Genomic DNA, 26,708 nt, shown 5'->3' on the forward strand with positions numbered 1-26,708 from the left:
GGACATGGCAACCGCCGCGCGCCGCGCGAAAAGTGAGGGATGGCGTGACAGCCTGCGCGAGGGAAGCCGTACCTTCGGAAGGCGGCTTCTCGGGCTGGCGGTGTTTCTCGTCGGGCTGGGGCTGGGTCTCGCGCTACTCACCCATGACAGCACCGATCCCAGCCTTTCGACCGCGGCAGGCGGGCCGCCCGCCAACTGGCTCGGAAGCGTCGGCGCCTATGTCAGCGATTTCACTCTCCTTTTCTTCGGTATCGCCTCGGCACTTCTCGTTCCGCTGCTGATGCTCGCGGGGATCCGCATGATGCGGCTTGCGGGGCCGGGCCGCCGCACCCGCAAGGGATTGCTCACGCTCGCCGCGATGCTCGTGATCGGGATCGCGATCGGTCTCTACACCCGCGACGCGGTCAGCGGGCTACCCGCCGGCTGGGGCGGAGTGATCGGCATGGCCGGCGCGGCAGGCATCGACGCGCTGATCGGGCTCATCGACAATGGCTCGGTCGAAGGCGCGTTGCGCCTCTCGCTGGTGGCGATCGGCCTGGTCGGCGGGCTCGCGCTGGGCGCGCTGGCGCTCGACCTGCGCGAAGAGGAAAAGGAATGGATCAAGACGCGCCTCGCCCGTTCCGAGCGGGGCGATGCGCCGGTGCTCAAACGCCCGCGCAAGGCGGCGGAAGAGGAGATGGGGTCGGCGCGTCCGCCCAAGTCGGCTCCGCAGGTCGCCGAGCCCTCGGGTCCGGTGGTGCGCGCCGGCGCCCAGCCCGCGAAGAAGAAGCGCAAGGGCCGCGGCAGCGCCGCCGACCAGCCGGGCCTCGCGCTCGGCGACAATTACCAGCTTCCCTCGCTCGACCTGCTCGCGCCGGTCGAGGACGGACAGGTCACGCCCGTCGACAAGGCCGCGCTCGAACGCAACGCCCGCCTGCTCGAAAGCGTGCTCGAGGATTTCCACGTGCGCGGCGATATCGTCGAGGTGCGCCCCGGCCCGGTGGTCACCATGTACGAGCTCGAACCCGCCAGCGGCATCAAGGCGAGCCGGGTCATCCAGCTCGCCGACGACATCGCCCGCAACATGAGCGCCCTGTCGGCGCGCGTCGCGACCATCCCGGGCCGCAGCGTGATCGGCATCGAACTGCCCAACAAGAAGCGCGACATGGTGATGCTGTCCGAGCTGATCGGCAGCCAGGATTTCGCCGACCAGGACATGGCGCTCCCGCTCATTCTCGGCAAGGACATCTCGGGCGATCCGGTGATCGCCGACCTCGCCCCGATGCCCCACCTTCTCGTCGCGGGCACCACCGGCTCGGGCAAGTCGGTAGGTCTCAATGCGATGATCCTGTCGCTGCTCTACCGCATGGGGCCCGACGAATGCCGCCTCATCATGATCGACCCCAAGATGCTCGAACTGAGCGTCTATGACGATATTCCGCATCTCCTTTCGCCGGTCGTGACCGAGCCCGCGAAGGCGATCCGCGCCCTCAAGTGGACGGTCGAGCAGATGGAGGAACGCTATCGCATGATGGCGAGCCTCGGGGTCCGCCAGCTTGCCAGCTTCAACAAGAAGGTCGCCGAGGCCAAGGCCAAGGGCAAGACGCTCGGCCGCCGCGTCCAGACGGGCTATGACGCCGATACCGGCCAGCCCACCTACGAGACCGAGGAACTCGACTATGACACGCTGCCGCAGATCGTGGTGGTGGTCGACGAGCTCGCCGACCTGATGATGACCGCGGGCAAGGAAGTCGAATTCCTCATCCAGCGCCTCGCGCAGAAGGCCCGCGCCGCAGGCATCCACCTCATCATGGCGACCCAGCGCCCGTCGGTCGACGTCATCACCGGCGTCATCAAGGCCAACCTCCCGACCCGAATCAGCTTCCACGTCACCTCTAAGATCGATTCGCGCACGATCCTCGGCGAACAGGGCGCCGAACAGCTGCTCGGCAAGGGCGACATGCTCTACATGGCGGGCGGCAAGCGCATCCTGCGCGTCCACGGACCCTTCGTCGCCGACGACGAGGTCCGCAAGGTCGCCGACCATTGGCGCGCGCAGGGACAGCCCGACTATATCCAGGCGGTCACCGAGGAACCCGAGGACGGCGGCTATCTCTTCGACGGCCAGCCGGTCGGAGAGGACGACGCCGAGACCCAGCAGTTCCGCCAGGCGGTGCAGATCGTCGCCGAAAGCCAGAAGGCGTCGACCAGCTATCTCCAGCGGCAGATGCGCGTCGGCTACAATACCGCCGCCCGGCTCATCGAGCGGATGGAGAAGGAAGGCCTCGTCTCGGGTCCCGACCATGTCGGCCGGCGCGAGGTGATGATCGACCCTGACGGCAACCCGCTGTGATTCCTGAACGCTTCACCTGAACGGCCCGGAACCCCGGGGTTCACGGCGCATTCAAGCCCCCACGCCCATGATCGGGTCCAAGTTTTGAAAAGATTCGGAGTGTGTTGATGAACTATACGCAATTCCTCGCGCCCGTTGCTGCCGTGGCGATGATCGCGGCCCCCGCGCCCGCCGCCGCCCAGTCGATGATCGACCGCGTCGAACAGCATCTGGCGAAGAGCAATTCGATGGTCGCGGGCTTCACCCAGACCGACGGCAAGGGCCGCTCGGTCAAGGGTACCCTGTCGATGAAGCGCCCGGGCAAGGTGCGCTTCGACTATGGCCCCAAGGCGAACATGCTGATGGTCGGCGATGGCAAGGAACTGCATTTCATCGACTATGAAGTCGGCCAGAAATCGAGCTGGAAGATCGCCGAATCGCCGCTCGCGGTGCTGCTCGACAATCGTCCCAATCTCGACCGCATCGCGCGGATCGTGAAGTCGAAGGATCCCCGCGTGGTGATCGTGCGTGCGCGCGATGCCCGCCGGCCCGAGTTCGGGACGCTGATCCTCGCCTTCACCAAGCAGGCCTCGGCGCCTGGCGGCTTGCAGCTGCAGGGCTGGACCGCGATCGACGCGCAGAATAAGCGCACCGTGGTGCAGCTCCACAACCCCAAATATAACGTCAACGTGCCCGACAGCCGTTTCCGCTACGTCGAGCCCAAGTAACTCTTTTTTCGTCCTGAATCGCAACTTGTTCATGCTGGCGAAAGCTAGGAAGCGATAGGGATGATTTGATCGCCATATTGGCTTGAGGTTTCCCCCTGTTACTCGGCCATGGTGATCACCTTGCGTGATGAACGCTCGGTCGGCCCTCGTTCCACGCCCCCGGAACGGGGGCCTTTATTTTGTCCCGTCCGCGGCGAGCCCCCAAAGGCTCCCCTTTGCGCCTTGGCGCGCGCTCGCCTAAGGGTCGCCTGAACGAGAATATGAGGCCTGTTTCTTGACCCATCTGAAAATCGCCAGCTGGAACATCAATTCGGTTCGCGCCCGCTCGCACATCGTCGAACGTTTTCTCCTCGAGGAAGCGCCCGACATCCTGTGTCTGCAGGAAACCAAGGCGCATAACGACGTCTTCCCGCGCGGCTTCTTCGAAAAGCTCGGCTATGTGCACCAGGCGCTCAATGGCCAGAAGATGCACCATGGCGTCGCCACGCTGTCCAGGGTCCCGCTCGAGGAGGATCTGCGCCACGACTGGCAGGACAATGGCGAAGCGCGCCATGTCGGGGTGCGCGTCGCGGGCCAGTTCCGGCTCGAAAATGTCTATGTCCCGGCGGGCGGCGACATTCCCGACCGCAACGAAAATCCCAAGTTCGGCCAGAAACTCGACTTCATCGACCGCATGACCCGCTGGGGCGAGGATTTGCGCGAGCCCACGCTGATCGTCGGCGATTTCAACATCGCGCCGCTCGAATGCGACGTGTGGAACCACAAGCAGCTCCTGAAAGTCGTCTCGCACACCCCGATCGAGGTCGAAACGCTCGAACGCTTCCGCCAGAGCCATGATTGGGTCGATCTCGGCCGCAAGTTCATTCCCGCGCCCGAGCGCTGCTACACCTGGTGGAGCTACCGGTCGAAGGACTGGACCGCCAACGATCGCGGCCGCCGCCTCGACCATATGTGGGCGAGCCCCGAACTCGCGCCCCAGGTCACTCGCCATCAGGTCCACGAACCCTGCCGCAGCTGGGAAAAGCCTTCGGACCATGTCCCCCTCGTGGTGGATCTGGCGCTTTGACGTCGCGGTCCATCGAACAGGCCGTTGCCGCCCTGCGCCGGGGCGAGCCCGTGGCGATTGTCGATGGACCCACCATTCTCCCGCTCGAAACCGCGACCCGGGCGATGCTCGACCATGCCGATCCGGGCGGCGAGGCCAATCTCCTGGTCAGCGGTGCGCGCGCCGCGGCGCTCGGACTGGGTAATCGCCTCGCGGCCGCCGACGAGCGGATGCCCGTGCGGATCGAGCGGTGCGACTGGCTCGACCGCGATACCGCGCAGGCGCTGTTCGACCCGGCGGGCGATTTCTCGCGCGGTCCCATCGGCCCGCTCACTCCTCTCGAAGCAGGCCCCCATGACGGCGCGGCGATCCAGCTTCTCGGCCTCGCGGGTCTTCTCCCCGCCGCCTGGCTGGTCGAAAAGGCCGCCATCGACATCGATCCCGCCGCACTCGACGAAGCGCGGCGCAGCGTGACGCTCGTTGCCCGGGCGCGCCTTCCGCTCGACGATCTTCCCGCATCGCAGATGGCGGTGTTTCGCGACGGAGCGACCGGCGAGGAACATGCCGCGCTGATCGTCGGCGCGTTCGAGGGACGCCCGCCGCTCGTCCGGCTGCATTCCGAGTGCCTGACGGGCGATGTCTTCGGCAGTCTCAAATGCGACTGCGGCCCCCAACTCCGGCACGCCCTGCGGATCATCGGAGACGAAGGCGGCGGCATCCTTCTCTACCTTCGCCAGGAAGGACGGGGCATCGGACTTGCCAACAAGATCCGCGCCTATGCGCTACAGGATCGCGGGCTCGACACGGTCGATGCCAACCGCCGCCTGGGCTTTGCCGATGACGAGCGCGACTATGGCGTCGCGGCGGCGATCCTGCGCGCGCTTGGCGCCGATGCGGTGCGCTTGCTCACCAACAATCCGAACAAGGTCGAAGGCCTCGAAGCCGAGGGCATCAGGGTCGCCGAACGGGTGCGCCACCACATGCCGCCCAATCCGCACAATGCGGCCTATCTTGAAACCAAGAAGGCCCGGTCAGGCCATCACGACTAGTCGCGCGGCCCGAACAGCGCGGTGCCGACCCGAACCAGGCTCGACCCGAGCATGACCGCGCTTTCATAGTCGTTGCTCATCCCCATCGACAGGCCATCGAGGCCGTGCCGCCGCGCCAGTTCCTCGGTCAGCGCGAAGAAGGGACTCGCCTCCAGCCCCTGCGGGGGCATCGCCATCAGCCCCGCCAGCGGCAGCGGCGTTTCGCGTACCCGGGCAAGGAAACTTTCCAGTTCGGCAATCGCCACGCCCCCCTTCTGATCCTCGGCGCCGATATTGACCTGCACATAGCAGTCGGGCGCGCGTCCCCCGTCCTCGACCGCCTTGACCAACGCCTTGAGGAGCGATTCGCGATCGAGCGAATGGATGACGTCGAAAATTTCCGCGGCCTCGGCGGCCTTGTTCGATTGCAACTGTCCGACCATGTGCAGCCGCACGTCGGGATATTGGGCCTTGAGCGCGGGCCATTTCTCCTGCGCCTCGGCGACCCGGTTCTCGCCGAAATCGCGATGCCCTTCCTCGAGAAGGGGAAGGATCTCCTCGGCGCTCCGCGTTTTGCTCACCGCGACCAGCGTCACCTGGGCGGGGTCGCGCCCGGCGCGCCGTGCGGCCCGGGCAATGCGTTCGCGGACGCGCGATAGGGGTGTTTCTGCCATGCGCCGCGCTATAGGAAAGCCCATGCTTCCCCGCCAGACCCTCTTCACCGACGAACGGATGGGCGATGCGCTCCTTCCCGCGATCGAGCGGCTGCCCCGGGGATCGGGCGTGGTGCTCCGCCACGACCGGCTGTCGCGCGAGGCCCGCCGCGCGCTCGCCGAACGGATCGCCGCGCTCGCTCGCGACAAGGGCCTGATTCTCTCGGTCGCGGGCGACATGGCTCTCGCGCGCCATGTCGGCGCGGCAATGGTCCACCGCCCGGAAAGCGATCCCGGGGGTCTGCCTTTCAGCCTGCCCGTTCATGACGAGGAAGAGGCACGCGCCGCCGCAGATCGGGGAGCGGCGCTCGTCTATGTCTCGCCGGTCCACCCGACGCGCTCGCATCCCGGTGCCCCCGCGCTCGGCGAAGCCGAAGCCATTCGCCTCGCACGGCTCAGCGGCTGCCCGGCGATCGCGCTCGGCGGCATGACGGCAGATCGCTATGCCGCGATCGAAAAGGATTTTGCCGGATGGGCGGCCATTTCGGCCTTCATGTAAGGCGGGAAGCCGTCAGAATTTGAAGGCGGTGCCGATATAGACCGCCTGGCTGTCCTGCCGGCGATCTTCGGCCAGGTTGGTGTCGATCCGTTCCTGGTCGATGCGGTAGCGCACCCCGCCGGTCACCGCGAGATTACGGGTGATCTTCACTTCGCCGCCGACGTCGAGCGCATAGCTGTCGGTCGGGCGAATCGCGGGCGCGACGGTCGAGACATCGCGGTCCGCCGCGACGGACAGGCGACCCGTAAAGCGCTTGAGATTGTAGCTCACGCCGACCACCGCGCTTTCGCGGTTGGCAATGCGCGGATCATTGGCTTCGCGCTTCTGCACGTCACCCGACACGCCGATGCGTTTCCAGCCGACCGCGACGCCCAGATTGTAGTTCGACGGATTCATCGTCGAGACCGCGTTCGAGCGCGACACCGCTTCGGCAGTGCGGTTGCCCGTCACCGCGGGCGCGTCCGAACCGCCGCGCACGACCACGCGCACCGGCGCTCCGCGCTTCTTCGAAGCAGCAGGCGTAAAACTGAAATTGGGCAGCTGCCCGCGCTTGGCGAAAGTCGCGGCAAGACGCGGATCGGCCCCGGCCGGAGTGAAACTGCGGTCGAACTTGACCGATACCGGCGGCGCCGAAGCGGCCTTTTCGCGGGCACCGGCAGGGATCGTCAGCGCGGCAGTGGCGACAGCAAGCGAGGCAAGCAGCGCCACGCGGCCCGCCTTTCCTGCGACTGTCTTTTTGCCCTGTTCACGCACCAAACGACTCCTCTCGACCGAGTCGATATAGACGCTAATGCAGGACTCTTCCACGTGTTCCGCCAACAATGCCTCGTCGGTGTTGCGGACAAGGCACAGATGGCCCGCCCGCCAGCCGCTGCCAAAGGATGCTTGGAATCGCGCGCGGCACCGTCTAGTCCAAGGGCGAAGACCATCCCAATCCTTTGAGGAAGACCGACGCATGTCCATTGCCCATCGCCCCGCCCTGACGCTGGCCCTTCTCGCGGTCGCCGGGCTCGGCCTCACCGCCTGCCAGAAGAACCGTGTCGCTCCCGTCGGCATGGCGCCCTCGGCAACCACCCAGATCGGCGTCAACGGCTATCTGTGGCGCGCCGCGGTGGACACCCTGTCCTTCGCGCCGCTCGTCACCGCCGACAGCAATGGCGGCGTGGTGATCACCGACTGGTACACCAGCCCCAACAACCCCGCCGAACGGGTGAAGATCACCGCGACCATCCTCGATGCGGACCTGCGCGCCGATGCGCTGCGCGTCGCCGCCAGCCGCCAGATCAACCGCGACGGCCTGTGGGTCGATGCCCCGGTCAGCGCCGCGACGGTGCAGAAGCTCGAAGACATCATCCTCGTTCGCGCGCGTGACATCCGCCGGACCACGGTGGCTGCCGCCAACGCCAATTGATGTCCGACCGTTTCGACGCGGGCGCCGCCGACCAGCGCTGGCAGCAGCGCTGGGAGGAGAGCCAACTCTTCGCCGCCGATTCGGCAAGCGCCAGGCCCAAGGCCTATGTGCTCGAGATGTTCCCCTATCCCTCGGGGCGCATCCACATGGGCCACGTCCGCAACTATACGATGGGTGACGTGCTGGCGCGCTACAAGCGCATGACCGGCCATGAAGTGCTGCACCCGATGGGCTGGGACGCCTTCGGCATGCCCGCCGAAAATGCCGCGATGGAGCGCAAGGTCCATCCGGGCGCCTGGACCTATGAAAATATCGCGACCATGCGCGGCCAGCTCAAGCGCCTCGGCTTCGCGCTCGACTGGACCCGCGAATTCGCGACCTGCGACCCCGAATATTACGGCCATCAGCAAGCGCTCTTCCTCGACCTCCTCGAGGCCGGGCTGGTGTTCCGCAAGGAAAGCGAGGTCAACTGGGATCCCGTCGACATGACCGTGCTCGCCAACGAGCAGGTGATCGACGGCAAGGGCTGGCGCTCGGGCGCGCCGGTCGAACGGCGCAAGCTGAACCAGTGGTTCTTCCGCATCACCCGCTTCGCCGACGATCTGCTCGACGGCCTGGGCGATCTCGAGAAATGGCCGGACAAGGTCAAGCTGATGCAGGAAAACTGGATCGGCAAGAGCCAGGGTCTCCAGTTCCGCTTCGCGCTCGACCGTCCCGCAGGCACCGCCGACTTGGACGCGGTCGAGGTCTTCACAACCCGCCCCGACACCATCTTCGGGGCCAGCTTCGTCGCCATTGCCGCCGACCATCCGCTTGCCATGGCGATCGCGGCCGACCAGCCCGATGCCGCGCGCTTCATCGAACAGTGCAAGGCGGGCGGCACCAGCGCCGCCGACATCGAGACCGCCGAAAAGCAGGGCTATGACACCGGCCTCAAGGCAGTCCATCCCTTCGATGCCGACTGGCAGCTTCCCGTCTACATCGCCAATTTCGTGCTCATGGACTATGGCACCGGCGCGGTGTTCGGCGTGCCCGGCCATGACCAGCGCGACCATGAATTCGCGACCAAGTATGGCTTGCCGATCCAGCGCGTCGTCGCGCCCTCAGCGGACGAAGCCGACGAGCCGATCGGCGAGGAAGCCGACGACCGCGAAGGCGTCGCGGTCCATTCGCGCTTCCTCGACGGCATGGAAACCGAGGCCGCCAAGGCCGAGGTCATCCGCCGCGCCGAAGCCGAAGGCTGGGGCGAAGGCAAGACCGTCTATCGCCTGCGCGACTGGGGCATCAGCCGCCAGCGCTACTGGGGCACCCCCATCCCGATCGTCCATTGCGAAAGCTGCGGCCCGGTCGGCGTGAAGCGCGAGGATCTGCCGATCCGCCTTCCCGAGGACGTCAGCTTCGATGTGCCCGGCAACCCGCTCGACCGACATCCCGACTGGAAGAAAATCGACTGTCCCCGATGCGGCCAGCCCGCGACGCGCGAGACCGATACGCTCGACACTTTTGTCGATTCGAGCTGGTATTTCGTACGCTTCGCCAGCCAGCCCGGCGATCGTCCCTTCGACAAGGAGGAAGCCAGCGCCTGGCTTCCCGTCGATCAATATATCGGCGGGGTCGAGCATGCGATCCTGCATCTCCTCTACGCGCGCTTCATCACCCGCGCGCTGCAACATGTCGGCCGGCTCGACATCGCCGAGCCCTTCGCCGGGCTGTTCACGCAGGGCATGGTCACGCATGAAACCTACCAGTCGCTCGACGGCCGCTGGCTCGGCCCCGACGAGATCGAATTGGGCGAAGACGGACAGGTGATCGAAAAGACCTCGGGCGGCGGCGTCCGCAAGGGCCGGGTCGAGAAGATGTCCAAGTCGAAGAAGAATGTGGTCGATCCGATTCCCATCGTCGATCGCTACGGCGCCGATGCCGCGCGCTGGTTCATGCTTTCGGATTCGCCCCCCGAACGCGACCTCGAATGGTCGCTCGGCGGCATCGAGGGCGCCGCCCGCTTCGTCCAGCGCGTCTGGCGCCTCGCAGGAAGCGAAAAGGGCGAAGGCGGCGAAGACAAGGCGCTCGAGCGCAAGCTGCACCGCACGATCGTCGCGGTAGGCGAAGCGATCGAGGGGCTGCAGTTCAACAAGGCAGTCGCCGCGCTCTACGAGCTCACCAGCGCGATCGAGAAGGCCGAGCCTTCCTCGGCACGCGACGCGGCGATCGACACGCTGCTGCGGCTCATCGCCCCGATGGCACCGCACCTCGCCGAAGAGGCCTGGGCCGCGCGCGGCCATCAGGGCTTCATCGCCGATGCCCCCTGGCCCGAACATGACCCCGCTCTCCTCGTCGACGACGAGGTGACGATGGTGGTGCAGGTCAATGGCAAGCTGCGCGACAAGATGCAGGTCGCGCGCGGCATCGCCCGCGACAAGGCCGAGGAAATGGCACTCAGCCTTCCCAAGGTGAGCCAGATTCTCGGCGACAATCCGCCGCGAAAGGTGATTGTGGTTCCCGATCGGCTGGTCAATATCGTCGCATGATCCGTCCCGCTCTTCTCGCGATCGCGGCGCTGGCACTCAGCGCCTGCGGGCTGCGCCCGCTCTATGGCGGGGGCGAAGCGGGGATCGCGGGAACGCGGCTTTCCGAGGTGACCGTCGGGCCGATCGACGAACGCTCGGGCTGGCTCCTTCGCAACGCGCTGGTCGACCGGCTCGGCGAGGCGTCGGCACCGCGCTACCGGCTCGATGTCGAGATCGACGATGACATCACCCGCTTCGGGATTCGCGGCGATGCCGCGACCACGCGCGAACGGCGCACCCTGCGCGCCCGTTTCCAGCTGGTCGCACTCGACAGCGGCGAGACGCTGCTCGACGCCACTGCGGGCAGCGACGCGGGCATCGACATCACCTCGAGCGAATATGCCACCGTCGCCGCCGAACAGACCGCGGTCGAACGGCTGAGCAAGGAAGTCGCCGACGACATCGTCGCTCGCCTGGCTCTCTATTTCAGCCGGCAGCAAAGGCCGTGAGGGCCAACAAGAACCGGCCCGAGCCCCAGTTCGACCGGCCCGACCCGGCCATCCGCTTCTACTGCCTCTACGGCCCCGACGAGGCCGGATCGCGTGCCCTTGCCGCGCGTCTCCTCAAGGGCCTCGATGCCGAAAAGGCCCCGCTCGATTCCGCCGCGCTCAAGGGCGATCCCGCGCTGCTCGCCGATGAAGCGGGCGCGATCAGCATGTTCGGGGGGCGCAAGCTTCTGTGGATCGAGCCTGCGGGCGACGAGATCGCCGATGCCGTCGCCGCCTTGCTCGAATCCCCGCCCGGCGAACATGTCGCGGTGGCGATCGCCGCCAATCTTCGCAAGAATGGCAAGCTGCTCAAGCTCGTGGAGACGCATCCCGAGGCGCTCGTCCATGCCAGCTATGCGCTCGAAGGCCGCAATCTCGACCAGGTGATTGCCGCGATTGCTGGGGACAAGGGACTGCGTCCCGAACCGGGCGTGGTCGAACGGCTCGCAGCGGCGAGCGGGGGCAACCGCGCGATTGCCGAACAGGAATGCGAAAAATATGCGATTTTCCTCGAGGCCAGCCCCGACGAGCCACAACCGCTGTCGCATGATGTGATCGACCGCTTGGGCGCGGCCTGGTCCGAAGACCGCTTTTTCGCGATCGGGGACGCCGCGCTTGCCGGCGAGGTGGACGAATTGCGGCTGCTCCTGCGGCAGGTCTCGCCCGGCGGAAGCGAAGCCATTTCGGTGATCCGCGCGCTCCAGCGCCGGATCCTCCAACTCCTGCCCATGCAGGCGCGCATCGCGTCAGGCGACACTTTGTCCGCCGTCATGGCGTCACAAGGCAAGGCATTGTTCTGGAAGGATAAACCGCTCATCCAGCGCTGTCTGGCCCGCTGGCCCGCACCGCTTCTCGATCGCCTGGCCCAGCGGATCGCCACGCTCGAACAGCAGCTGATTTTCTCGAAAGCCCCCGCCAAGGCGCTTCTGGGAGAGGAAATGCTCGCGATCGCCCGCGCGGGCCGCTCGCGCTAGATCGGTTCGCCCGAAAGCCGCTGGCAGATCATGTCGAGCTGGTCGAGCGTGCGATAGTTGAGCTCGACCCGGCCTCCACCCTTGCCATGCGCCACCTTGACGCGCAGCCCGAGCAAATCGCCCAATTGCCGTTCGAGCGCCTCGATATCGGCATCAACCGGTCGAGCCGATTTCTTGCTATCCGATTGATTCTTGGGCTCTTTCTGGCTCTTGGCCCGCGCTTCGGCTTCGCGCACCGACAGCCCCTGCTTGACGATTTCGCGCGCCAGTGCCGAGGGATCTTCGGCCGACAGAGCGGCACGGGCATGACCCATGCTGAGATCGCCACTCAATAGCATTTTCTGCACGTCCTGGGGCAGATCGAGCAACCGTAGCAGGTTCGCGACATGGCTACGCGACTTGCCCACGACTTCGCCAATCTCGGCCTGGCCATAGCCATAGTCATTCTTGAGCGCCTTATAGGCCTCAGCTTCCTCGATCGCGTTGAGATCCTCGCGCTGGACATTCTCGATCAGCGCGATTTCGGCGGTCTGCTGCGCATCGCTTTCGCGAACGATTGCCGGAATCTCGTGCAATTGCGCCTTTTGCGCAGCGCGCCAGCGCCGCTCGCCGGCGATGATCTGGTAGCCCTCGGCAGTCGGCCGGACGAGGATCGGCTGCAACACCCCCTTGGTCGCGATCGACTGGGCGAGTTCCTCGAGCGATTCCTCGTCGAAATGGCGCCGCGGCTGCTGAGGATTGGGCTTGATCGAAGCGATCGGCAGGCTCGATACCCCGCCTTTCTCGCTCCGCTCCTCGTTTGCCGCACTCTTGCTCGCATCGTCGAGCAGGGCCGAAAGACCCCTGCCCAGTCCGCTCGGTTTCTTCATCAGGCTGCCTCCGCCCGCGCCGGCAGGCGCTCGAGCAGTTCGCGCGCCAATTGCACATAAGCGGTCGAACCCGGGCATTTGAGATCGTAGATCAGCGCGGGAAGCCCGTGGCTCGGCGCTTCGGAAAGGCGGACGTTGCGCGGCACCACCGTGTCGAACACCGTCGCGCCGAGGCAGGCGCGCACATCGTCGGCGACCTGGCCCGAAAGATTGTTGCGACGGTCATACATGGTCAGCGCTATGCCAAGGATCGACAGGTCCGGATTGAAGCCCACCCGCACCCGTTCGACCGTCTGGAGAAGCTGGCTCAGCCCCTCCAGGGCGAAGAATTCGCACTGCAGCGGAACGATCAGCTGCCGCGCGCCGACCAGCGCATTGACCGTCAGCAGTCCCAGCGACGGGGGGCAGTCGATGAGGCAGATGTCCCAGCGCCCCGAAGGCGCGGTATCGAGCGCATCGGCAAGGCGGTGCGTACGGCGCTCGACATCGACCAGTTCGACTTCGGCGCCCGACAGGTCCACGGTCGAGCTCAACAGGTCGAGCCTCGGGACCTTGCTCGCGACCACCGCATCGGCGACGCTCTTCTCGCCCAGCAGCACGTCATAGCTCGACGCGCCGCGATCCTTGGGTCCCACGCCCAAGCCGGTCGAGGCATTACCCTGCGGATCGAGATCGATCAGCAGGACCTTCCATCCGATTGCCGCCAATGCCGTCGCGAGGTTGATTGCCGTGGTGGTCTTTCCAACTCCGCCCTTTTGGTTGGCAATGGCAATCCGGATCATCTCTTTCCCCTCCGCCTGACCGCCGAACCGAGGATGATTTGCGCCTCGGGATCGGTCGCGCTGTCGACCAGCTCGAACCTACCTTGCCAGAGGTCGCGGGCTTGTTCCAGTTCCGATTTCGCCGACCGTCCCTTGGGGAGAATCCATTGGGTCTCCGGACCTGCCAGATGCTCGGCCAGCCCCAGCAATTTGGGAAGCGCGGCGACCGCACGCGCGGTGATGATATCGGCCCTTCCCTTGGCGGCAGCCGCCTTGCCATGCACCAGCTCGACCCGGTCCTCGAGGCCGAGCGCTTCCACACAACGACGGAGAAAATCGACCCGTAATGCGCGGGGTTCGACCAGCGTGACCCTGCCGTGCGTCAGGATGGCGATGACCATGCCGGGCAAGCCCGGTCCCGTCCCGATGTCGAACCAATGGCCGTCGGGTCGCGCCGCCAGTCCCACGAGCTGCGCGCCATCGACGATATGCCGTTCGAAAAGATGCTCGAGCGTCGCCGGACTGACGAGGTTCTGCTGCTGATTTTCGGCGACCAGCATCTCCTCGAACCGCGCCAACCGCTCATCTGTTTCACGTGAAACATCGCGCCCGCTGACCGCGCTCAGCCGCTCACGCCGCGTCACGGCGCACCAGTGCAAAATGAAGCGCGCTCAGTGCCGCGGGCGTGATTCCCCTCACCCGCGACGCCTGCGACAGGCTGTCGGGCCGGGCCTCGGAAAGCCGCTCCTGCATTTCGCTCGACAGTCCCGGCACCGTCGAAAAATCGAAGTCGCCGGGGATGGCAATCCGTCCATCCGAAGCAAGCCGTTCCCACTCGCGGCGCTGCCGCTCGATATAAGGCGCATATTGCGCATCGGCGATCACCTCGTCAGTCAGTGCATCGTGGGCCAAGCGCTCGCGCACCGCTCCCACCGCCTGGTCGCGTCGCAACCATTCCGACAATGGCCGGCGCTCGCTTCCCGCCAACCCCAGGTCCGACGCCCCCACGACGTCATCGAGCAGTTCGGTCCGCTCTGCATGCCGTTCAAAGTGCCGTTCGATCCGCTCGACCATCTTCTGATCGACACCCGAAGCAATAGCATCGGCGCCAAGCCGGCGGACCGCATTGTCGGCCCGCAGATGCAAGCGATATTCGGCCCGGGCAGTCATCATCCGATAAGGCTCGCTCACTCCGTGGATGGTGAGATCATCGATCATCACCCCGATATAGCTCGACATCCGGTCGAAAGTCGTCGGCTCGCGGTCGAGCGCTTCGGCCGCCGCATTGATCCCGGCCACCAGCCCCTGTGCCGCCGCTTCTTCATATCCAGTGGTGCCATTGATCTGCCCCGCGCAGAACAGTCCATCCACCTCTTTCATTGCAAGCCGCTGGTCCAGACGGCGCGGATCGATAAAGGCATATTCAACCGCATACCCCGCCTGACAGATCTCGACCTGCTCGAGCCCCTCGATCGTGTGCAGCATCTCGACCTGCGCATCCTCGGGCAGCGAAGTCGATATCCCCGCCGGATAGACCAGATGACTGTCGAGCCCCTCGGGCTCGAGGAAGATCTGATGCCCATCGCGATCGGCAAAACGGCGCACCTTGTCCTCGATCGACGGACAATAGCGCGGCCCCCTCCCCTCGATCGTCCCCGCATAGAGAGGCGAGCGGTCGGCATGCTTGTCGATCACATCATGCGTAAGCGGATTGGTTCGCGTAATCGCGCATGCGAGCTGCGGCAAACTGCGTTCCGTCGAGCGCAGCGAAAAGGTCCAGTCCTGCCAATCCGAAGGCTGCGGTTCGAGCCGCGCCCAGTCGATCGTACGACCATCGAGCCGCGGCGGCGTACCGGTCTTGAGCCGTCCTTGCACCAGCCCCTCGGCAATGAACTGCTCACCCAACCGGCTCGCTGCGCGTTCCTCGACACGACCCCCGGTGCTTGTCTCATGCCCGCGATAGAGCTTCCCGCCGAGAAAGGTTCCCGTTGCGACAATCACCGTTCTGGCCTCGATCAGCCCCTGCCCGGCCAGCGTGACGCCACAAACCCGCCCCTCGCGGATCTCGATCCCCTCCGCCTCACCGATCAACCATTCGACGGGCTCCTGCCCAAGCTCGTTCTGAACCGTCTCGCGGAAAATCCGCCGATCCGCCTGAATACGCGGACCTTGGACGGCGGGACCCTTGCTGCGATTTAGGAGGCGGTAGTGAATGGCCGCCTGATCGGACGCGTAAGCCAAAATTCCGCCGAAAACATCCAGCTCCCGCACAAGATGGCCCTTGCCGACCCCGCCGATCGAGGGATTGCACGACATCTGCCCGGCATTGTCTCGTGCGAAGCTGATTAGTCCCGTACGCGCACCTCGACAGGCGGCAGCATAAGCAGCTTCCACCCCCGCATGACCCGCACCGATGACCAAAACGTCGAACATGTTCGCGCCGTTAGCAAAAGTAACGCCGAGACATAAGATGTTTCACGTGAAACACTATTTTCCGAGGCAGAAACGCCCAAAGATCCGGTCGAGGAGATCTTCGACACCGCTCCGACCAAGGAGATGGTCGATCAATTCCCGGACGGACCGCAAATTCTCGGCAAGAAGCAATGCGTCATGCGGAACCGGATCGCCAAGGATTTCTCTAGCTTCGATCATCCGGGCCCGCTGCCATTGCGTGAGACTAAGTCCGTTGTCCCCAGGCAAAATCGTCTCAGACAATTTCTTCAATGCCGAGAAGAGCGGAATGAGGCTCTGAGGATCGTGCGCAGACAGATTGAACGCTCCCTTGACCGGCGCGGATCTCTGGTCCGCTTTCGACGCGATCACGATCAACCGTTCATGCTCGGGTGACTCCCCAGGCTCGCCGAGCCACAAAAGGATGTCAGCCTCGCCGATATTACGTTTCGTGCGCCCCACTCCGATCTGCTCGATGACGTCCTCGCTTTCGCGGAGCCCAGCGGTGTCGACAAAGACATAGGCCGTGCCGTCGATCCTCAGCGGAACTTCAATGATATCGCGCGTCGTGCCTTCCACATCGCTGACAATTGCGCGGTCGGACCCTGCGATAGCATTGAGAAGGCTCGATTTTCCGGCGTTGACCGGTCCCGCCAGGACCACGCGGATCCCGTCGCGGATCGGCCGACGATCGGGCAGACGCAACCATCCCTCAATCTCGTCGCGGAGCGCCTCGCAATCGCGCACAAGCGCTTCTTCGCGCCCTCCGGTCTCATCCTCGTCCCCGACATAATCGATCGCCGCCTCCGCGCGCGCCGACAGGTCGAGCACTTTTTCGCGTAATTCCTCCCATTCCCTCTTGAGACCGCCGCGTAAGAGCTCAAAGGCAGCTTTGCGCTGCTGCTGGCTTTCGGCGTCGAGGAGATCGGCCAGCCCCTCCGCGCTGGTCAGGTCCATCTTGCCATTGGCAACCGCCCGGCGCGTGAATTCCCCGGGTTCGGCTTGCCGGATACCACTGACTGACGTCATGGCGTCAATCATCGCGGCAACGACCGCCTTGCTGCCATGTGTATGAAATTCTACGACATTTTCGCCCGTTACGCTATGCGGAGCGGGAAAGAGGAGCAACAGTCCCTCGTCGATCGGTTCCTGCGTCGCAGCAGCAACAAAGGTGCGCATTGCCGCCACCCGGGGCTCGGGCAAGGGCCCCGACATATGTTCGGCCAGCTCGAGTGCCTTCGGTCCCGACGCGCGGATCACCGCGATCGCGCTCGGCAGTCCTCCCGAGGAGAGAGCGACAATCGTGTCGCTCCCCTCGGTCATCAGCCGAACAGCACGCCAATCCCGACATTGGGATCGACGAAGCCGTCATAGATCATCTTGCCCGCGACATAGAGGATGACCAGCAGGCCGACATAAGCGATCCAGCGATAGCGCTCGATATATTTGGCGATGACATTGGCCGCGAGCCCCATCAGCGCCACCGAAAGGATGAGGCCGACGATCAGGATGCCAGGATGCTCCTTCGCCGCGCCCGCGACCGCGAGCACATTGTCGAGGCTCATCGAGACGTCGGCAACCGCCACGGCCCAGGCCGCTGCGGCAAAGCTCTTGACCGGCTTCACGCCGCTGTCTTCATCGCCCACCACTTCGGGGCTGCCCATGCTCTGGCCTTCATGATGCAGCTCGCGCCACATCTTCCATGCCACCCACAGAAGCAGCAGCCCGCCCGCGAGGATGAGGCCGACGATCTGGAGAAGCTGGGTAACGATCAGCGCGAAAATGATGCGCAGGACGAGCGCCGCAAGCACGCCGATGATAATCACCTTGCGCCGCTGGTCGGGCGGAAGCCCGGCCGCCAGCGCGCCGACCACGATGGCATTGTCGCCCGCGAGTACGAGGTCGATCATCAGGACCTGCAGGAAGGCCGCCATGGCCGCAGGCTCGGTAATGTTGGAAAAATCATGGACGATCGCGGCCCAGATGTCGGCCGGCCCGCCAAAGGAAAAGGCCTCGCCCGACGCGGCCGCGAGAAGGAAAAGCAATTGCTCGATCATGGTGCCCCCAACAGATGGCTCGTCGTCACGGTTCCCGGCGGGACCATTGCCCCGCGCGGCGTCCTTACTGGTTCATGCTCGCGAAGAAATCCTCGTTCGACTTGGCATCCTTCATCTTGTCGAGAAGGAATTGCATCGCGTCGATGGTGCCCATCTGCATGAGGATGCGGCGAAGCACCCACATCTTCGACAGCGTTGCCTGGTCGACCAGCAATTCTTCCTTGCGGGTGCCCGACTTGCCGACGTCGAGAGCGGGGAAGATGCGCTTGTCGGCGACCTTGCGGTCCAGCACGATTTCGCTGTTACCGGTGCCCTTGAACTCTTCGAAGATAACTTCGTCCATCTTCGATCCGGTATCGATGAGCGCGGTCGCGATGATCGAAAGCGAGCCGCCTTCCTCGATGTTGCGCGCGGCGCCGAAGAAACGCTTGGGACGCTGCAGCGCATTGGCATCGACGCCGCCGGTCAGCACCTTGCCCGACGAGGGCACCACGGTGTTGTAGGCGCGGCCGAGGCGCGTGATCGAGTCGAGCAGGATCACCACATCCTTCTTGTGCTCGACGAGGCGCTTGGCCTTCTCGATCACCATTTCGGCGACCTGGACATGGCGCGAGGCCGGCTCGTCGAAGGTCGAGGACACCACTTCGCCCTTCACGCTGCGCTGCATGTCGGTGACTTCCTCGGGCCGCTCGTCGATGAGCAGGACGAGCAGGAACACCTCGGGATGGTTGTCGGTGATCGCCTTGGCGATATTCTGGAGAAGAACGGTCTTACCCGTGCGCGGCGGCGCGACGATCAGCGCGCGCTGGCCCTTGCCGAGCGGCGAGACGATGTCGATCACCCGTGCCGACTTGTCCTTGACGGTCGGGTCGGAGCTATCGAGCGTGAGCTTCTCGTCGGGATAGAGCGGCGTGAGATTGTCGAAATTGACGCGATGACGCACCGCTTCGGGATCGTCGAAATTGATCTGCGTCGCCTTGGTCAGCGCGAAATAGCGCTCGCCGTCCTTGGGCGAACGGATCTCGCCCTCGACCGTGTCGCCGGTACGCAGGCCGAGCTTCTTCACGAGGTGCGGCGCGACATAGATATCGTCGGGCCCGGCAAGAAAATTGGCTTCGGGCGACCGCAGGAAACCGAAACCGTCGTTGAGCACCTCGATCGTGCCCATCCCCATGATCTGCTCGCCTTCCTCGGCATGGGCCTTGAGGATCGAGAACATCAGATCCTGCTTGCGCAGCGTCGACGCGCCCTCGACGCCCAATTCCTCGGCCATCGCGACCAGTTCGGCGGGAGCTTTGGTTTTCAAATCCTGGAGATGCATCATGGTCTTTGTCTTTTCGGTCTGGGAAACCAACAGGGCAGGGCCGCAGGACGCGGGCGATGCCGGCGCGGCCGGGAAACGCCAACCATGGGAAAGGTCAGGCGGGCCGCTTGGCCTCGCAGGTAAAAGCGCGCCGCAGCCGAGTCAATCGCCCATCGGCGGTGCGGGCGGTCAGAAAGGCCGGACGATCACGAGGATGACGATCAGCACCGTGAAGATGCCGGGTACCTCGTTCATGATGCGAAGCGAACGCCCCTCGAGCGGCCGTTCGCCGCGCGCCAGCTTCTTGCCGAAGGCGCTTACCCAGCCTTGGTAGCCCGTCAGCAGGATGACGAGCAGGAACTTGGCATGGAACCAGCCCTCGGCAAAGGCGCCGAGATGGAAGGCCAGCGACAGGCCGAGCGCCCAGCTGATGAGCATCGCGGGGGTGAGGATGATGGTGCGCGCCCGGTCCTCGCGCTCGATCCATGCCCGGTCCTCGGCCGACCCGGGCGTGGTCGCATGGTGATGGACATAATAGCGCGGCACGATGAACAGCCCCGCGATCCAGAAGATGATGAAGATGACATGCGCGGCCTTCACCCAGGGGTAGCCCGCGCCCAGGAAACCGATCCATTCGCTCATGTTCTCAGGCCCCCTTCACCCGCGCCAGCATCCGCTCGACATGCTCGATCGGCGTGGTGCGATCGATGCCATGCCCCAGATTGAAGATGTGCGGCCGATCCTTCAAGGCCGCGATGATGCGATCGACCGCCTGGTCGAGCCGATCGCCTCCGGCCAGCAGCGCCATCGGATCGAGATTGCCCTGCACCGGCATCCCGGCCGGAAGCGCCTGGTGCGCCCATTCGGGATCGACGGTCTCGTCGAGGCCCACCGCATCGACACCGGTCTCGCTCGCATATCGTGCAAGCTTGGCGCCCGCGCCCTTGGGGAAACCGATCACGGGCGTGTCGGGATGGCGCGCCTTCACTGCCGCGGCGATGCGCTGGGTCGGGGCGATCACCCAACGGTCGAATTCCTCGGGCGACAGGCTGCCCGACCAGCTGTCAAACAATTGCACCGCATCGACGCCCGCCTCGATCTGCCCGCCAAGATATTCGATCGTGACTTGCTCGATACGCTCGATCATCGCGCCGAACCTTTCGGGCTCGCGATAGGCCATGGTGCGCGCCTCGGCCTGGTCGCGGCTTCCCTGACCGGCCACCATATAGGTCGCCACCGTCCAGGGACTTCCGGCAAAGCCCAGGAAGCTCGTCTCGGGCGCCAATTGCGCCTTCACCCGGGCCACGGTCCCGTAAATCGGTTCAAGGCGCTCCATGACCGGCTGAAGCCCCTCCAGCGAGGCGTCCGACAGCGGCGGCGCGAGCCGCGGACCCTCGCCCGCGACGAAGCTCAGCTCCTGGCCGAGCGCATGGGGAACGATCAGAATGTCCGAAAAGAGGATCGCACCATCGAAGGCAAAACGGCGCAGCGGCTGCATGGTGATCTCGGCCGCGGCCTCGGGATCATAGGCCATGTCGAGAAATCCGCCCTTCTCGGCACGCAGCGCGCGATATTCCGGAAGATAGCGTCCGGCCTGGCGCATCATCCAGACGGGCGGCGGGTCCCGGCGTTCGCCCCGCAGGACGGCGAGCAAAGGCTTATCGGCCACCCTCTTATTCTCCTTATATATATATTAGAATCTAGATAGGAATCGTAGTTGGCGCGTGGGTGGCGGGGTTTAAGCGTCCGTCCCGCTTTTGCCAACATGGCGCGTCGCATCTTGAATCAAGCGATTCAGGCACTTGCCTTGCCTTTCCCCCATGACTCACAGCCGCGCCGGTTCGACCGGACCCTGTGGATGAACTGTGGAATGGCGCGCGGATGGCAAAATGACAATCATCGCGGTTCCGCCATCCCCAGTTTCGCGCTAGGCCAAGCCCCATGGTTATCCACAGACTTGTCCCATGGGCCTGATCCTCGCTTCCGCCAGCGGAATCCGCCGTGCCATGCTCGACCAGGCAGGGCTCGACTATCGGGTGGTACCGGCCGACCTGCCCGAAGGCGCGATCAAGGCCGCCCATGTCGGCAGCGTCCCCGAACTCGCCCGCAAGCTAGCCATTGAAAAGGCACTGAAAGTCAGTCGCTCCCACCCCTCCGACCTGGTCATCGGAAGCGATAGTATCGCCCTTTTAGGCGACCATGCCTTCGACAAGCCCACCAGCCGCGAGGATGCCGCCGCGCACCTCCGGCGTTTCAGCGGTAAGTCATTGAAATTGATCAGTTCTGTCGCTCTTTCGCGCGGCGGGGAAAAGCTCTGGAGCACGGTCGACGAAGCGCGTCTCGACGTCCGCGAATTGAGCGAAAGCTTCATTGCCGACTATCTCGACAAGGAATGGCCGGCGGTCAGCCAATGCGTCGGCGTGTTCCGTTTCGAAGGCCCGGGCGTCCTGCTTTTCGAAAAGGTCGAAGGCAGCTATTTCACCATCCTCGGAATGCCCCTCCTGCCCCTTCTCGGAGCGCTCCGCGAGCAAGGCGCTCTCCCCTCATGAGCGAGGATGGCCTCCCCTATGCCGAGGTGATCGGCGACCCGATCGAAGGGAGCAAGTCACCGGTTATCCACCGCTTCTGGCTGGAAAAGGCGGGGATCGCAGGCGCTTACGACCGTCGCCGCGTAGAACGCGGTAAACTCGACGCCTATCTGGCGGAACGCAGGCCCGATCCCGACTGGCGCGGCGCCAATGTCACCATGCCGCTGAAGCTCGATGCGATCGCCGCCGCCGACCGCGCCACCGACCGCGCGGTCGCCGCGGGCGCGGCCAATCTCCTCGTCCCGCGCGATGGCGAGCTGGTCGCGGGCAACAGCGATGTCGGCGCGGTGATGTTCCTCCTCGCCCGTCTGCACGAGGAAGGCCGGGCGATGGGCCGCATCACCCTTTTTGGGAATGGCGGCGCGGCCCGCGCGGTGCTCGTCTCCTGCCGCTCGCTCGGGCTGGTCGACGTGGTGATCCACGCCCGCAACATGACCCGCGCGGTCAAGCTCGCGGTCGAGTTCGGGCTCGCCCATCCGCCTCGCCCCTTCACAGCCCCGGTCACCGGCGACGGCATCATCAATGCCACTCCGCTCGGCATGGACGGCAACAAATGTCTCAATTGCGACGTCAGCGGCCTGTCCGACAATGGCTGGGTATTCGATCTCGTCACCGCCCCCGCCAGAACCCCGCTGATCGAAGACGCCGAAAAGCGCGGGCTGGCGATCGTCGACGGCATCGACATGCTGGTCGAACAGGCCGCCGCCAGCTTCCAGCTTTTCTTCGACGCCGAGGCCCCGCGCGACTATGATGCCGAGCTGTTCGAAAGGCTCCGCGCATGAAGACGCTCGCGATCACCGGCTCGATCGGGATGGGCAAATCGACGGTCGCCGCAATGTTCGCCGAGGCGGGCATCCCGGTGTTCGACGCCGATGCCACCGTCCGCGCGCTCCAGTCGGGCAATGGCCCGCTGGTGAAGCGCATCGAAAAGGCCTTCCCGGGCTCGACCGCCGACGGCGCGGTTGACCGCGACGCACTCGGCGCGATGGTGCTCGGTCATCCCGAAGAGCTCGCTCGCCTCGAGGGCATCGTCCATCCCGCGGTGCATCACGAACGCACCCGCTTCATTCTCGAAAACGGCAGCGCCCCCGCGCTCGCCTTCGACATCCCGCTGCTTTTCGAGACCGGCGGCGAGGACAAGTTCGACCATGTCATCGTGGTCTCCGCTCCCGCCGAACTCCAGCGCGAGCGCGTGCTGTCGCGGCCCGGAATGACCGCCGAAAAGCTCGATGCCATCCTCGCCCGCCAGATGCCCGATGCCGAAAAACGCGCCCGCGCCGACTTCATCGTCGACACCTCGGGCCCGGTCGAGGAAACGCGCCAGCAGGTCGAGCGGATCATCGCTTGTCTGGACCTGTCTCCCGCGCAATAATGAGCGCCATGCGCGAAATCATCTTCGACACCGAAACGACCGGCCTCAGCCCCGCGGGCGGTGACCGCATGGTCGAGATCGGCTGCGTGGAAATGATCGACCGGGTCGAGACGGGCCGCACCTTCCACGCCTATTTCAATCCCGAACGGCCGATGCCGAGCGAAGCCGAGGCAGTGCACGGCCTCTCCGATGCCTTTCTCGCCGACAAGCCGCGCTTTTCCGAAAAGGCCGACGAGCTTCTCGACTTCCTCGGCGACTGTCCGCTGGTCGCCCATAACGCCAGCTTCGACTTCGGCTTCCTCAACCATGAGCTCGAGCGCTGTCAGCGGAGCGCGGTCTCGATGGACCGGATGGTCGACACGCTGGTTCTCGCCCGCAGCAAGCATCCCGGCGCCAAGCACAGCCTCGATGCGCTCTGCTCGCGCTTCGGGGTCGACCGCTCGCAGCGCGTGAAGCATGGCGCGCTTCTCGATGCCCAGCTTCTCGCGCAGGTCTATGTCGAACTGACCGGCGGCCGCCAGATCGGCCTGTCGCTGGGTGCCGAGGAAAAGGAGCCCGCTCCGCTCGCCGCCGCGGTCGGACTGGCTTCGGCCGCCACGCGCCCGGCGCGTGCCCCCCGCGCCCATGCGCCGAGCGCCGCCGAATTGCAGCGTCATGCCGAATTTATCAGCCAGATGGGCGATCCCTTGTGGAACAGGATCGCGGCTACCACGTAGTTGTTATTGGCGACCGGCTCCGGTTCGCCACTTTAGAACGGAAAGGAGAGGCGGATGGACATCCGTGTCGCAGGTCACCAGGTCGATACCGGTGAGGCGCTCCGCAATCATGTCAGCGAGCGGATCGAGGGCATGGCGGAAAAATATTTCTCCCGTGCCATCGGTGCCAATGTCACCTTCGGGCGCGGGCCGCATGAGGCCTTCACCTGCGATATTGTCGCTCCGGTCAACCAGGGCATGGTCCTCAAGGCCTCGAATCAGGCGCAGGATGCGCATGTCGCCTTCGAAGGCGCCGCCGACAAGATCGAGCGGCAGCTCAAGCGCTATCGCGAACGGCTCCGCGAACGGCGCACCGCGAGCAATGACCATCCGGTGGACATCGACGCGGGCTATACCGTTTTCGCCGCCAGCAATGACGAGGAAGAGGTCAAGGCCGACAGCCCCGCGATCGTCGCCGAAACGCGCACCGACATCCCGGTCGCCAGCGTTTCCGACGCGGTGATGATGCTCGATCTTCGCAACACCAATGCCTTGATGTTCAAGAACGGCCAGTCGGGCGAATATAATATGGTCTACCGCCGCGAGGACGGGACCATCGGCTGGGTCGAACCACGAAGAGGCTGACAAGGCCGCTGCTTTCCGATAGGGGGCGCGCCTAGCGGAGTGCCCCCGCGTACAATCACTGAAGTATCATGCAGCTATCCGAATTCATCGACATTCCGGCCATCCGGACCAGCCTCTCGGCGCGCAACAAGCGCCAGCTCCTGCAATCGCTGGGGCAGGCGGCTGCGCAGAAACTGGGCCTCGATGCCGCCGCGATCGTCGATTCGCTGCTCGAGCGCGAACAGCTCGGCTCGACCGGCTTCGGTGGCGGCGTGGCGATTCCGCACGGCAAGGTCGAGGGGCTCGACCGGGTCTATGGCCTGGTTGCCCGGCTCGAGGAACCGATCGACTATGGCGCGATCGACAAGATGCCGATCGACGTGGTCTTCCTCCTGCTTTCCCCGCCCGATGCCGGCGCCGAACATCTGCGCGCTCTCGCGGCGATCAGCCGGGTGATCCGCCATGGCGAAACGGTCGAGAAGATCCGCGGCGCGCGCAGCCGCGACGCGATGGCCGCGCTCCTCCTGGGAAGCGATGAACCCGCCAACGCCTGACCGCGACGCCCATGGGGCCGAAGCGCATCTTCGTGCGCTCGAGGGCCTCTACGCCTCGGCGCCGGTCAACGGCCTGTTCCGCTCGAAACTCCACCTGGAAGAGCCGGGACTGGCGCGCATCGAATTCAATGTCGCGCGCGAACATTATCATGCCGCGCGAGCCGCGCATGGCACGCTTTACTTCAAGATGCTCGACGATGCGGCTTTCTATGCCGCCAACAGCCTGGTGAGCGACCGCTTCCTTCTCACCACCGCCTTCAACCTGCATTTCACCAAGCCGATGCGCGAAGGCCCCGCGATCGCCGAAGGCTTCTGGGTCAGCGGCAAGCGCCGCGTGTTCGTCGCCGAGGCGCGGATTCTCGATTCCGAAGGCGAGGAATGCGCGCGCGGTACCGGCACCTTCCTGCGCAGCCATATCGCTCTGTCGGGTCTCGACGGCTACGCTCCGCGATGAGCGGCGAGCGTCTCGCCGCCCATCTCGAAGCCGCCGGGCTGATGGCGCGCGCCCGCGAAGCCGGGGGCTTTGCGACGGTCCTACAGAAAGGCGATGCCGAGCGCGGCTCGATCGTGCTGATGATTGCCGAAAAAGGCCGTCATTACGGATGCTTGGAGCGGATGCTGTCGCCTTCGGGGCGCTACGAATGGACCCGCTCGGGGCCCGATGGCGAAGCGGAATTGGCGGAAATCCAAGACTTTGTGGCAAAAAAGCGGCGATTCGATCCGGACTTATGGTTAATTGAACTGGATATCGCGGACGCCGAACGGTTCGTCGCTGAAACGACCGAATTTTCTTGATTGTGCATGCCCACGGCTAGAATGGACCCCGCAACGTAATTGCGGGGGGTATCCTTCACCAGCACGAATGCTGTGACGTGATGCCACGCAGACGGGGAGTACGGCTCCTGGTTCGAAAAACGCCGATAGAGCGCAATCGTTCCCGGATCACCAAGCTCACCGCATCTGATACGGATATTCATGCGAACTCTTCGGCGTACGGCGCTCCTGGTTCTGGCAACGATCTCGGCAACCGCGGTGGCACCCGCGGAAATGAATCCCTCGATCGATGCGCAAAACATGCTCACCGCTTCGGCATCGCCCACCGTGGCCATGCCCGCGGTCGATGAACTTCTGAAGGCCGAGGCGACGGGCGATCCGCTCGCGCCGCTGCCTCTCGAGGAAGAAGCCATCGAGGAAGAAGAAGAAGAAGAAGCGCTTCCCGAAGATCTGCATTCGCTCGTTTCCCACTTCTGGGGCGACAATCCCCGCGACCGCGAGATGGAATGCCTCGCCGGTGCGGTCTATTTCGAAACCCGCGGCGAACCGCTCGAAGGCCAGCTCGCCGTCGCGCAGGTGGTTGCCAACCGCGCCGAATCCTCGCGCTTCCCCGACAGCTATTGCGATGTCGTCTACCAGCGCCACCAGTTCAGCTTCGTGCGCGGCGGCAAGATGCCTCCGATCAAGCGCGGCTCGAAGGCCTGGAAACGCGCGGTGGCGATCGCCCGCATCGTCGATGGCGACCATCTCGACAGCTCGGTGCCCGACGCGCTCTTCTTCCATGCGCGCTATGTCAATCCGCGCTGGCGCCTGACGCGCATCGGCAATGTGGGGAACCACATCTTCTACCGCTAAAAGGTAGGACATCCGCCGATCACCAAGGGGGACCGCCGGCG

Annotated in this window: 29 protein-coding genes; 18 read left to right on the forward strand and 11 right to left on the reverse strand. The window is 64.9% G+C overall.

Annotated elements, in window-relative coordinates; translation table 11 throughout:
- Positions 1-4 precede the first annotated feature (4 nt).
- From FHS50_RS09190 to ribA, 4 genes are all read left to right on the forward strand, one after another.
- Positions 5-2,332, forward strand: coding sequence for a DNA translocase FtsK (locus FHS50_RS09190; protein ID WP_183934147.1), 2,328 nt, complete (start codon positions 5-7; stop codon positions 2,330-2,332).
- 107 nt (positions 2,333-2,439) lie between these two features.
- Positions 2,440-3,039: a LolA family protein gene (locus FHS50_RS09195; protein WP_183934148.1), complete on the forward strand. Its 600-nt coding sequence runs from the start codon at positions 2,440-2,442 to the stop codon at positions 3,037-3,039.
- Between the two features lie 283 nt (positions 3,040-3,322).
- Positions 3,323-4,105 (forward strand): exodeoxyribonuclease III, encoded by a 783-nt coding sequence (xth, locus tag FHS50_RS09200; protein WP_183934407.1) that lies wholly within the window; start codon positions 3,323-3,325, stop codon positions 4,103-4,105.
- Entirely contained in the window at positions 4,102-5,133 is a 1,032-nt protein-coding gene (gene ribA, locus FHS50_RS09205; RefSeq protein ID WP_246333108.1) for a GTP cyclohydrolase II, read from the forward strand. Before xth ends, ribA begins: the two co-directional genes overlap by 4 nt.
- On the opposite strand, the gene FHS50_RS09210 is transcribed toward ribA, so the two are convergent.
- Positions 5,130-5,786 carry a YggS family pyridoxal phosphate-dependent enzyme gene (locus FHS50_RS09210; protein WP_183934149.1) on the reverse strand — a complete coding sequence of 219 codons (657 nt, stop codon included), beginning with the start codon at positions 5,784-5,786 and terminating at the stop codon, positions 5,130-5,132. The two genes, ribA and FHS50_RS09210, sit on opposite strands and share 4 nt — an antisense overlap.
- A 22-nt stretch (positions 5,787-5,808) precedes the next feature.
- Between FHS50_RS09210 and FHS50_RS09215 the strand changes: the two genes are divergently transcribed.
- On the forward strand, positions 5,809-6,324 hold the full coding sequence (locus FHS50_RS09215) for a thiamine phosphate synthase (protein ID WP_183934150.1): 516 nt from the start codon (positions 5,809-5,811) through the stop codon (positions 6,322-6,324).
- Between the two features lie 12 nt (positions 6,325-6,336).
- Here the strand turns inward: FHS50_RS09215 and FHS50_RS09220 are convergent, their stop codons facing one another.
- The gene (locus FHS50_RS09220) at positions 6,337-7,077 is read right to left on the reverse strand and encodes a hypothetical protein (protein ID WP_183934151.1); all 741 of its coding nucleotides are present in this window, start codon (positions 7,075-7,077) and stop codon (positions 6,337-6,339) included.
- 202 nt (positions 7,078-7,279) lie between these two features.
- Between FHS50_RS09220 and FHS50_RS09225 the strand changes: the two genes are divergently transcribed.
- The 4 genes from FHS50_RS09225 to holA are packed head-to-tail and all read left to right on the forward strand — an operon-like array spanning position 7,280 to position 11,764.
- Positions 7,280-7,735: a DUF3576 domain-containing protein gene (locus tag FHS50_RS09225; RefSeq protein ID WP_183934152.1), complete on the forward strand. Its 456-nt coding sequence runs from the start codon at positions 7,280-7,282 to the stop codon at positions 7,733-7,735.
- On the forward strand, positions 7,735-10,263 hold the full coding sequence (gene leuS / locus FHS50_RS09230; RefSeq protein WP_183934153.1) for a leucine--tRNA ligase: 2,529 nt from the start codon (positions 7,735-7,737) through the stop codon (positions 10,261-10,263). The genes FHS50_RS09225 and leuS overlap by 1 nt, the downstream gene beginning before the upstream one ends.
- The gene (gene lptE, locus FHS50_RS09235; RefSeq protein WP_183934154.1) at positions 10,260-10,751 is read left to right on the forward strand and encodes an LPS assembly lipoprotein LptE; all 492 of its coding nucleotides are present in this window, start codon (positions 10,260-10,262) and stop codon (positions 10,749-10,751) included. The genes leuS and lptE overlap by 4 nt, the downstream gene beginning before the upstream one ends.
- Positions 10,748-11,764 carry a DNA polymerase III subunit delta gene (gene holA, locus FHS50_RS09240; RefSeq protein ID WP_183934155.1) on the forward strand — a complete coding sequence of 339 codons (1,017 nt, stop codon included), beginning with the start codon at positions 10,748-10,750 and terminating at the stop codon, positions 11,762-11,764. The genes lptE and holA overlap by 4 nt, the downstream gene beginning before the upstream one ends.
- Here the strand turns inward: holA and FHS50_RS09245 are convergent.
- From FHS50_RS09245 to hemE, 9 genes are all read right to left on the reverse strand, one after another.
- Positions 11,761-12,633, reverse strand: a complete 873-nt coding sequence (locus FHS50_RS09245) for a ParB/RepB/Spo0J family partition protein (RefSeq protein ID WP_183934156.1) — start codon at positions 12,631-12,633, stop codon at positions 11,761-11,763. The two genes, holA and FHS50_RS09245, sit on opposite strands and share 4 nt — an antisense overlap.
- The gene (locus FHS50_RS09250; RefSeq protein WP_183934157.1) at positions 12,633-13,415 is read right to left on the reverse strand and encodes a ParA family protein; all 783 of its coding nucleotides are present in this window, start codon (positions 13,413-13,415) and stop codon (positions 12,633-12,635) included. Before FHS50_RS09250 ends, FHS50_RS09245 begins: the two co-directional genes overlap by 1 nt.
- Positions 13,412-13,972, reverse strand: coding sequence for a 16S rRNA (guanine(527)-N(7))-methyltransferase RsmG (gene rsmG, locus FHS50_RS09255; protein WP_246333110.1), 561 nt, complete (start codon positions 13,970-13,972; stop codon positions 13,412-13,414). The genes FHS50_RS09250 and rsmG overlap by 4 nt, the downstream gene beginning before the upstream one ends.
- A 52-nt stretch (positions 13,973-14,024) precedes the next feature.
- Complete coding sequence (mnmG, locus tag FHS50_RS09260) at positions 14,025-15,827, reverse strand: tRNA uridine-5-carboxymethylaminomethyl(34) synthesis enzyme MnmG (protein ID WP_183934158.1); 1,803 nt, start codon at positions 15,825-15,827, stop codon at positions 14,025-14,027.
- A gap of 54 nt (positions 15,828-15,881) precedes the next feature.
- Complete coding sequence (gene mnmE, locus FHS50_RS09265) at positions 15,882-17,168, reverse strand: tRNA uridine-5-carboxymethylaminomethyl(34) synthesis GTPase MnmE (RefSeq protein WP_183934159.1); 1,287 nt, start codon at positions 17,166-17,168, stop codon at positions 15,882-15,884.
- Positions 17,168-17,902, reverse strand: coding sequence for a YjbE family putative metal transport protein (locus FHS50_RS09270; RefSeq protein ID WP_183934160.1), 735 nt, complete (start codon positions 17,900-17,902; stop codon positions 17,168-17,170). The genes mnmE and FHS50_RS09270 overlap by 1 nt, the downstream gene beginning before the upstream one ends.
- Positions 17,903-17,966: 64 nt before the next feature.
- Positions 17,967-19,223 carry a transcription termination factor Rho gene (gene rho / locus FHS50_RS09275; RefSeq protein WP_183934409.1) on the reverse strand — a complete coding sequence of 419 codons (1,257 nt, stop codon included), beginning with the start codon at positions 19,221-19,223 and terminating at the stop codon, positions 17,967-17,969.
- Between the two features lie 171 nt (positions 19,224-19,394).
- The gene (locus tag FHS50_RS09280; protein WP_183934161.1) at positions 19,395-19,847 is read right to left on the reverse strand and encodes a CopD family protein; all 453 of its coding nucleotides are present in this window, start codon (positions 19,845-19,847) and stop codon (positions 19,395-19,397) included.
- Between the two features lie 4 nt (positions 19,848-19,851).
- The gene (hemE, locus tag FHS50_RS09285; RefSeq protein WP_183934162.1) at positions 19,852-20,874 is read right to left on the reverse strand and encodes a uroporphyrinogen decarboxylase; all 1,023 of its coding nucleotides are present in this window, start codon (positions 20,872-20,874) and stop codon (positions 19,852-19,854) included.
- 295 nt (positions 20,875-21,169) lie between these two features.
- On the opposite strand from hemE, the gene FHS50_RS09290 reads away from it, so the two are divergent.
- The 9 genes from FHS50_RS09290 (at position 21,170) to FHS50_RS09330 (ending at position 26,667) form a co-directional block, all read left to right on the forward strand.
- Positions 21,170-21,754: a Maf family protein gene (locus FHS50_RS09290; RefSeq protein WP_183934163.1), complete on the forward strand. Its 585-nt coding sequence runs from the start codon at positions 21,170-21,172 to the stop codon at positions 21,752-21,754.
- On the forward strand, positions 21,751-22,575 hold the full coding sequence (locus FHS50_RS09295; protein ID WP_183934410.1) for a shikimate dehydrogenase family protein: 825 nt from the start codon (positions 21,751-21,753) through the stop codon (positions 22,573-22,575). The genes FHS50_RS09290 and FHS50_RS09295 overlap by 4 nt, the downstream gene beginning before the upstream one ends.
- Positions 22,572-23,165, forward strand: coding sequence for a dephospho-CoA kinase (coaE, locus tag FHS50_RS09300; RefSeq protein WP_183934164.1), 594 nt, complete (start codon positions 22,572-22,574; stop codon positions 23,163-23,165). Before FHS50_RS09295 ends, coaE begins: the two co-directional genes overlap by 4 nt.
- 8 nt (positions 23,166-23,173) lie before the next feature.
- The gene (gene dnaQ, locus FHS50_RS09305) at positions 23,174-23,881 is read left to right on the forward strand and encodes a DNA polymerase III subunit epsilon (protein ID WP_183934165.1); all 708 of its coding nucleotides are present in this window, start codon (positions 23,174-23,176) and stop codon (positions 23,879-23,881) included.
- Between the two features lie 54 nt (positions 23,882-23,935).
- A complete protein-coding gene (gene hpf / locus FHS50_RS09310) occupies positions 23,936-24,505 on the forward strand; it encodes a ribosome hibernation-promoting factor, HPF/YfiA family (protein ID WP_183934166.1) in 570 nt (189 codons plus the stop codon).
- A gap of 68 nt (positions 24,506-24,573) precedes the next feature.
- Entirely contained in the window at positions 24,574-25,038 is a 465-nt protein-coding gene (locus tag FHS50_RS09315; RefSeq protein ID WP_183934167.1) for a PTS sugar transporter subunit IIA, read from the forward strand.
- The gene (locus FHS50_RS09320; protein ID WP_183934168.1) at positions 25,019-25,492 is read left to right on the forward strand and encodes a PaaI family thioesterase; all 474 of its coding nucleotides are present in this window, start codon (positions 25,019-25,021) and stop codon (positions 25,490-25,492) included. Before FHS50_RS09315 ends, FHS50_RS09320 begins: the two co-directional genes overlap by 20 nt.
- Entirely contained in the window at positions 25,489-25,833 is a 345-nt protein-coding gene (locus FHS50_RS09325) for a DUF1491 family protein (protein WP_183934169.1), read from the forward strand. The genes FHS50_RS09320 and FHS50_RS09325 overlap by 4 nt, the downstream gene beginning before the upstream one ends.
- 180 nt (positions 25,834-26,013) lie before the next feature.
- Positions 26,014-26,667, forward strand: coding sequence for a cell wall hydrolase (locus FHS50_RS09330; RefSeq protein WP_246333111.1), 654 nt, complete (start codon positions 26,014-26,016; stop codon positions 26,665-26,667).
- The last annotated feature ends 41 nt before the right edge of the window (positions 26,668-26,708 follow it).

Origin of the sequence: Sphingomicrobium lutaoense (assembly GCF_014195685.1) — a bacterium.
GTDB classification, from domain to species: domain Bacteria; phylum Pseudomonadota; class Alphaproteobacteria; order Sphingomonadales; family Sphingomonadaceae; genus Sphingomicrobium; species Sphingomicrobium lutaoense.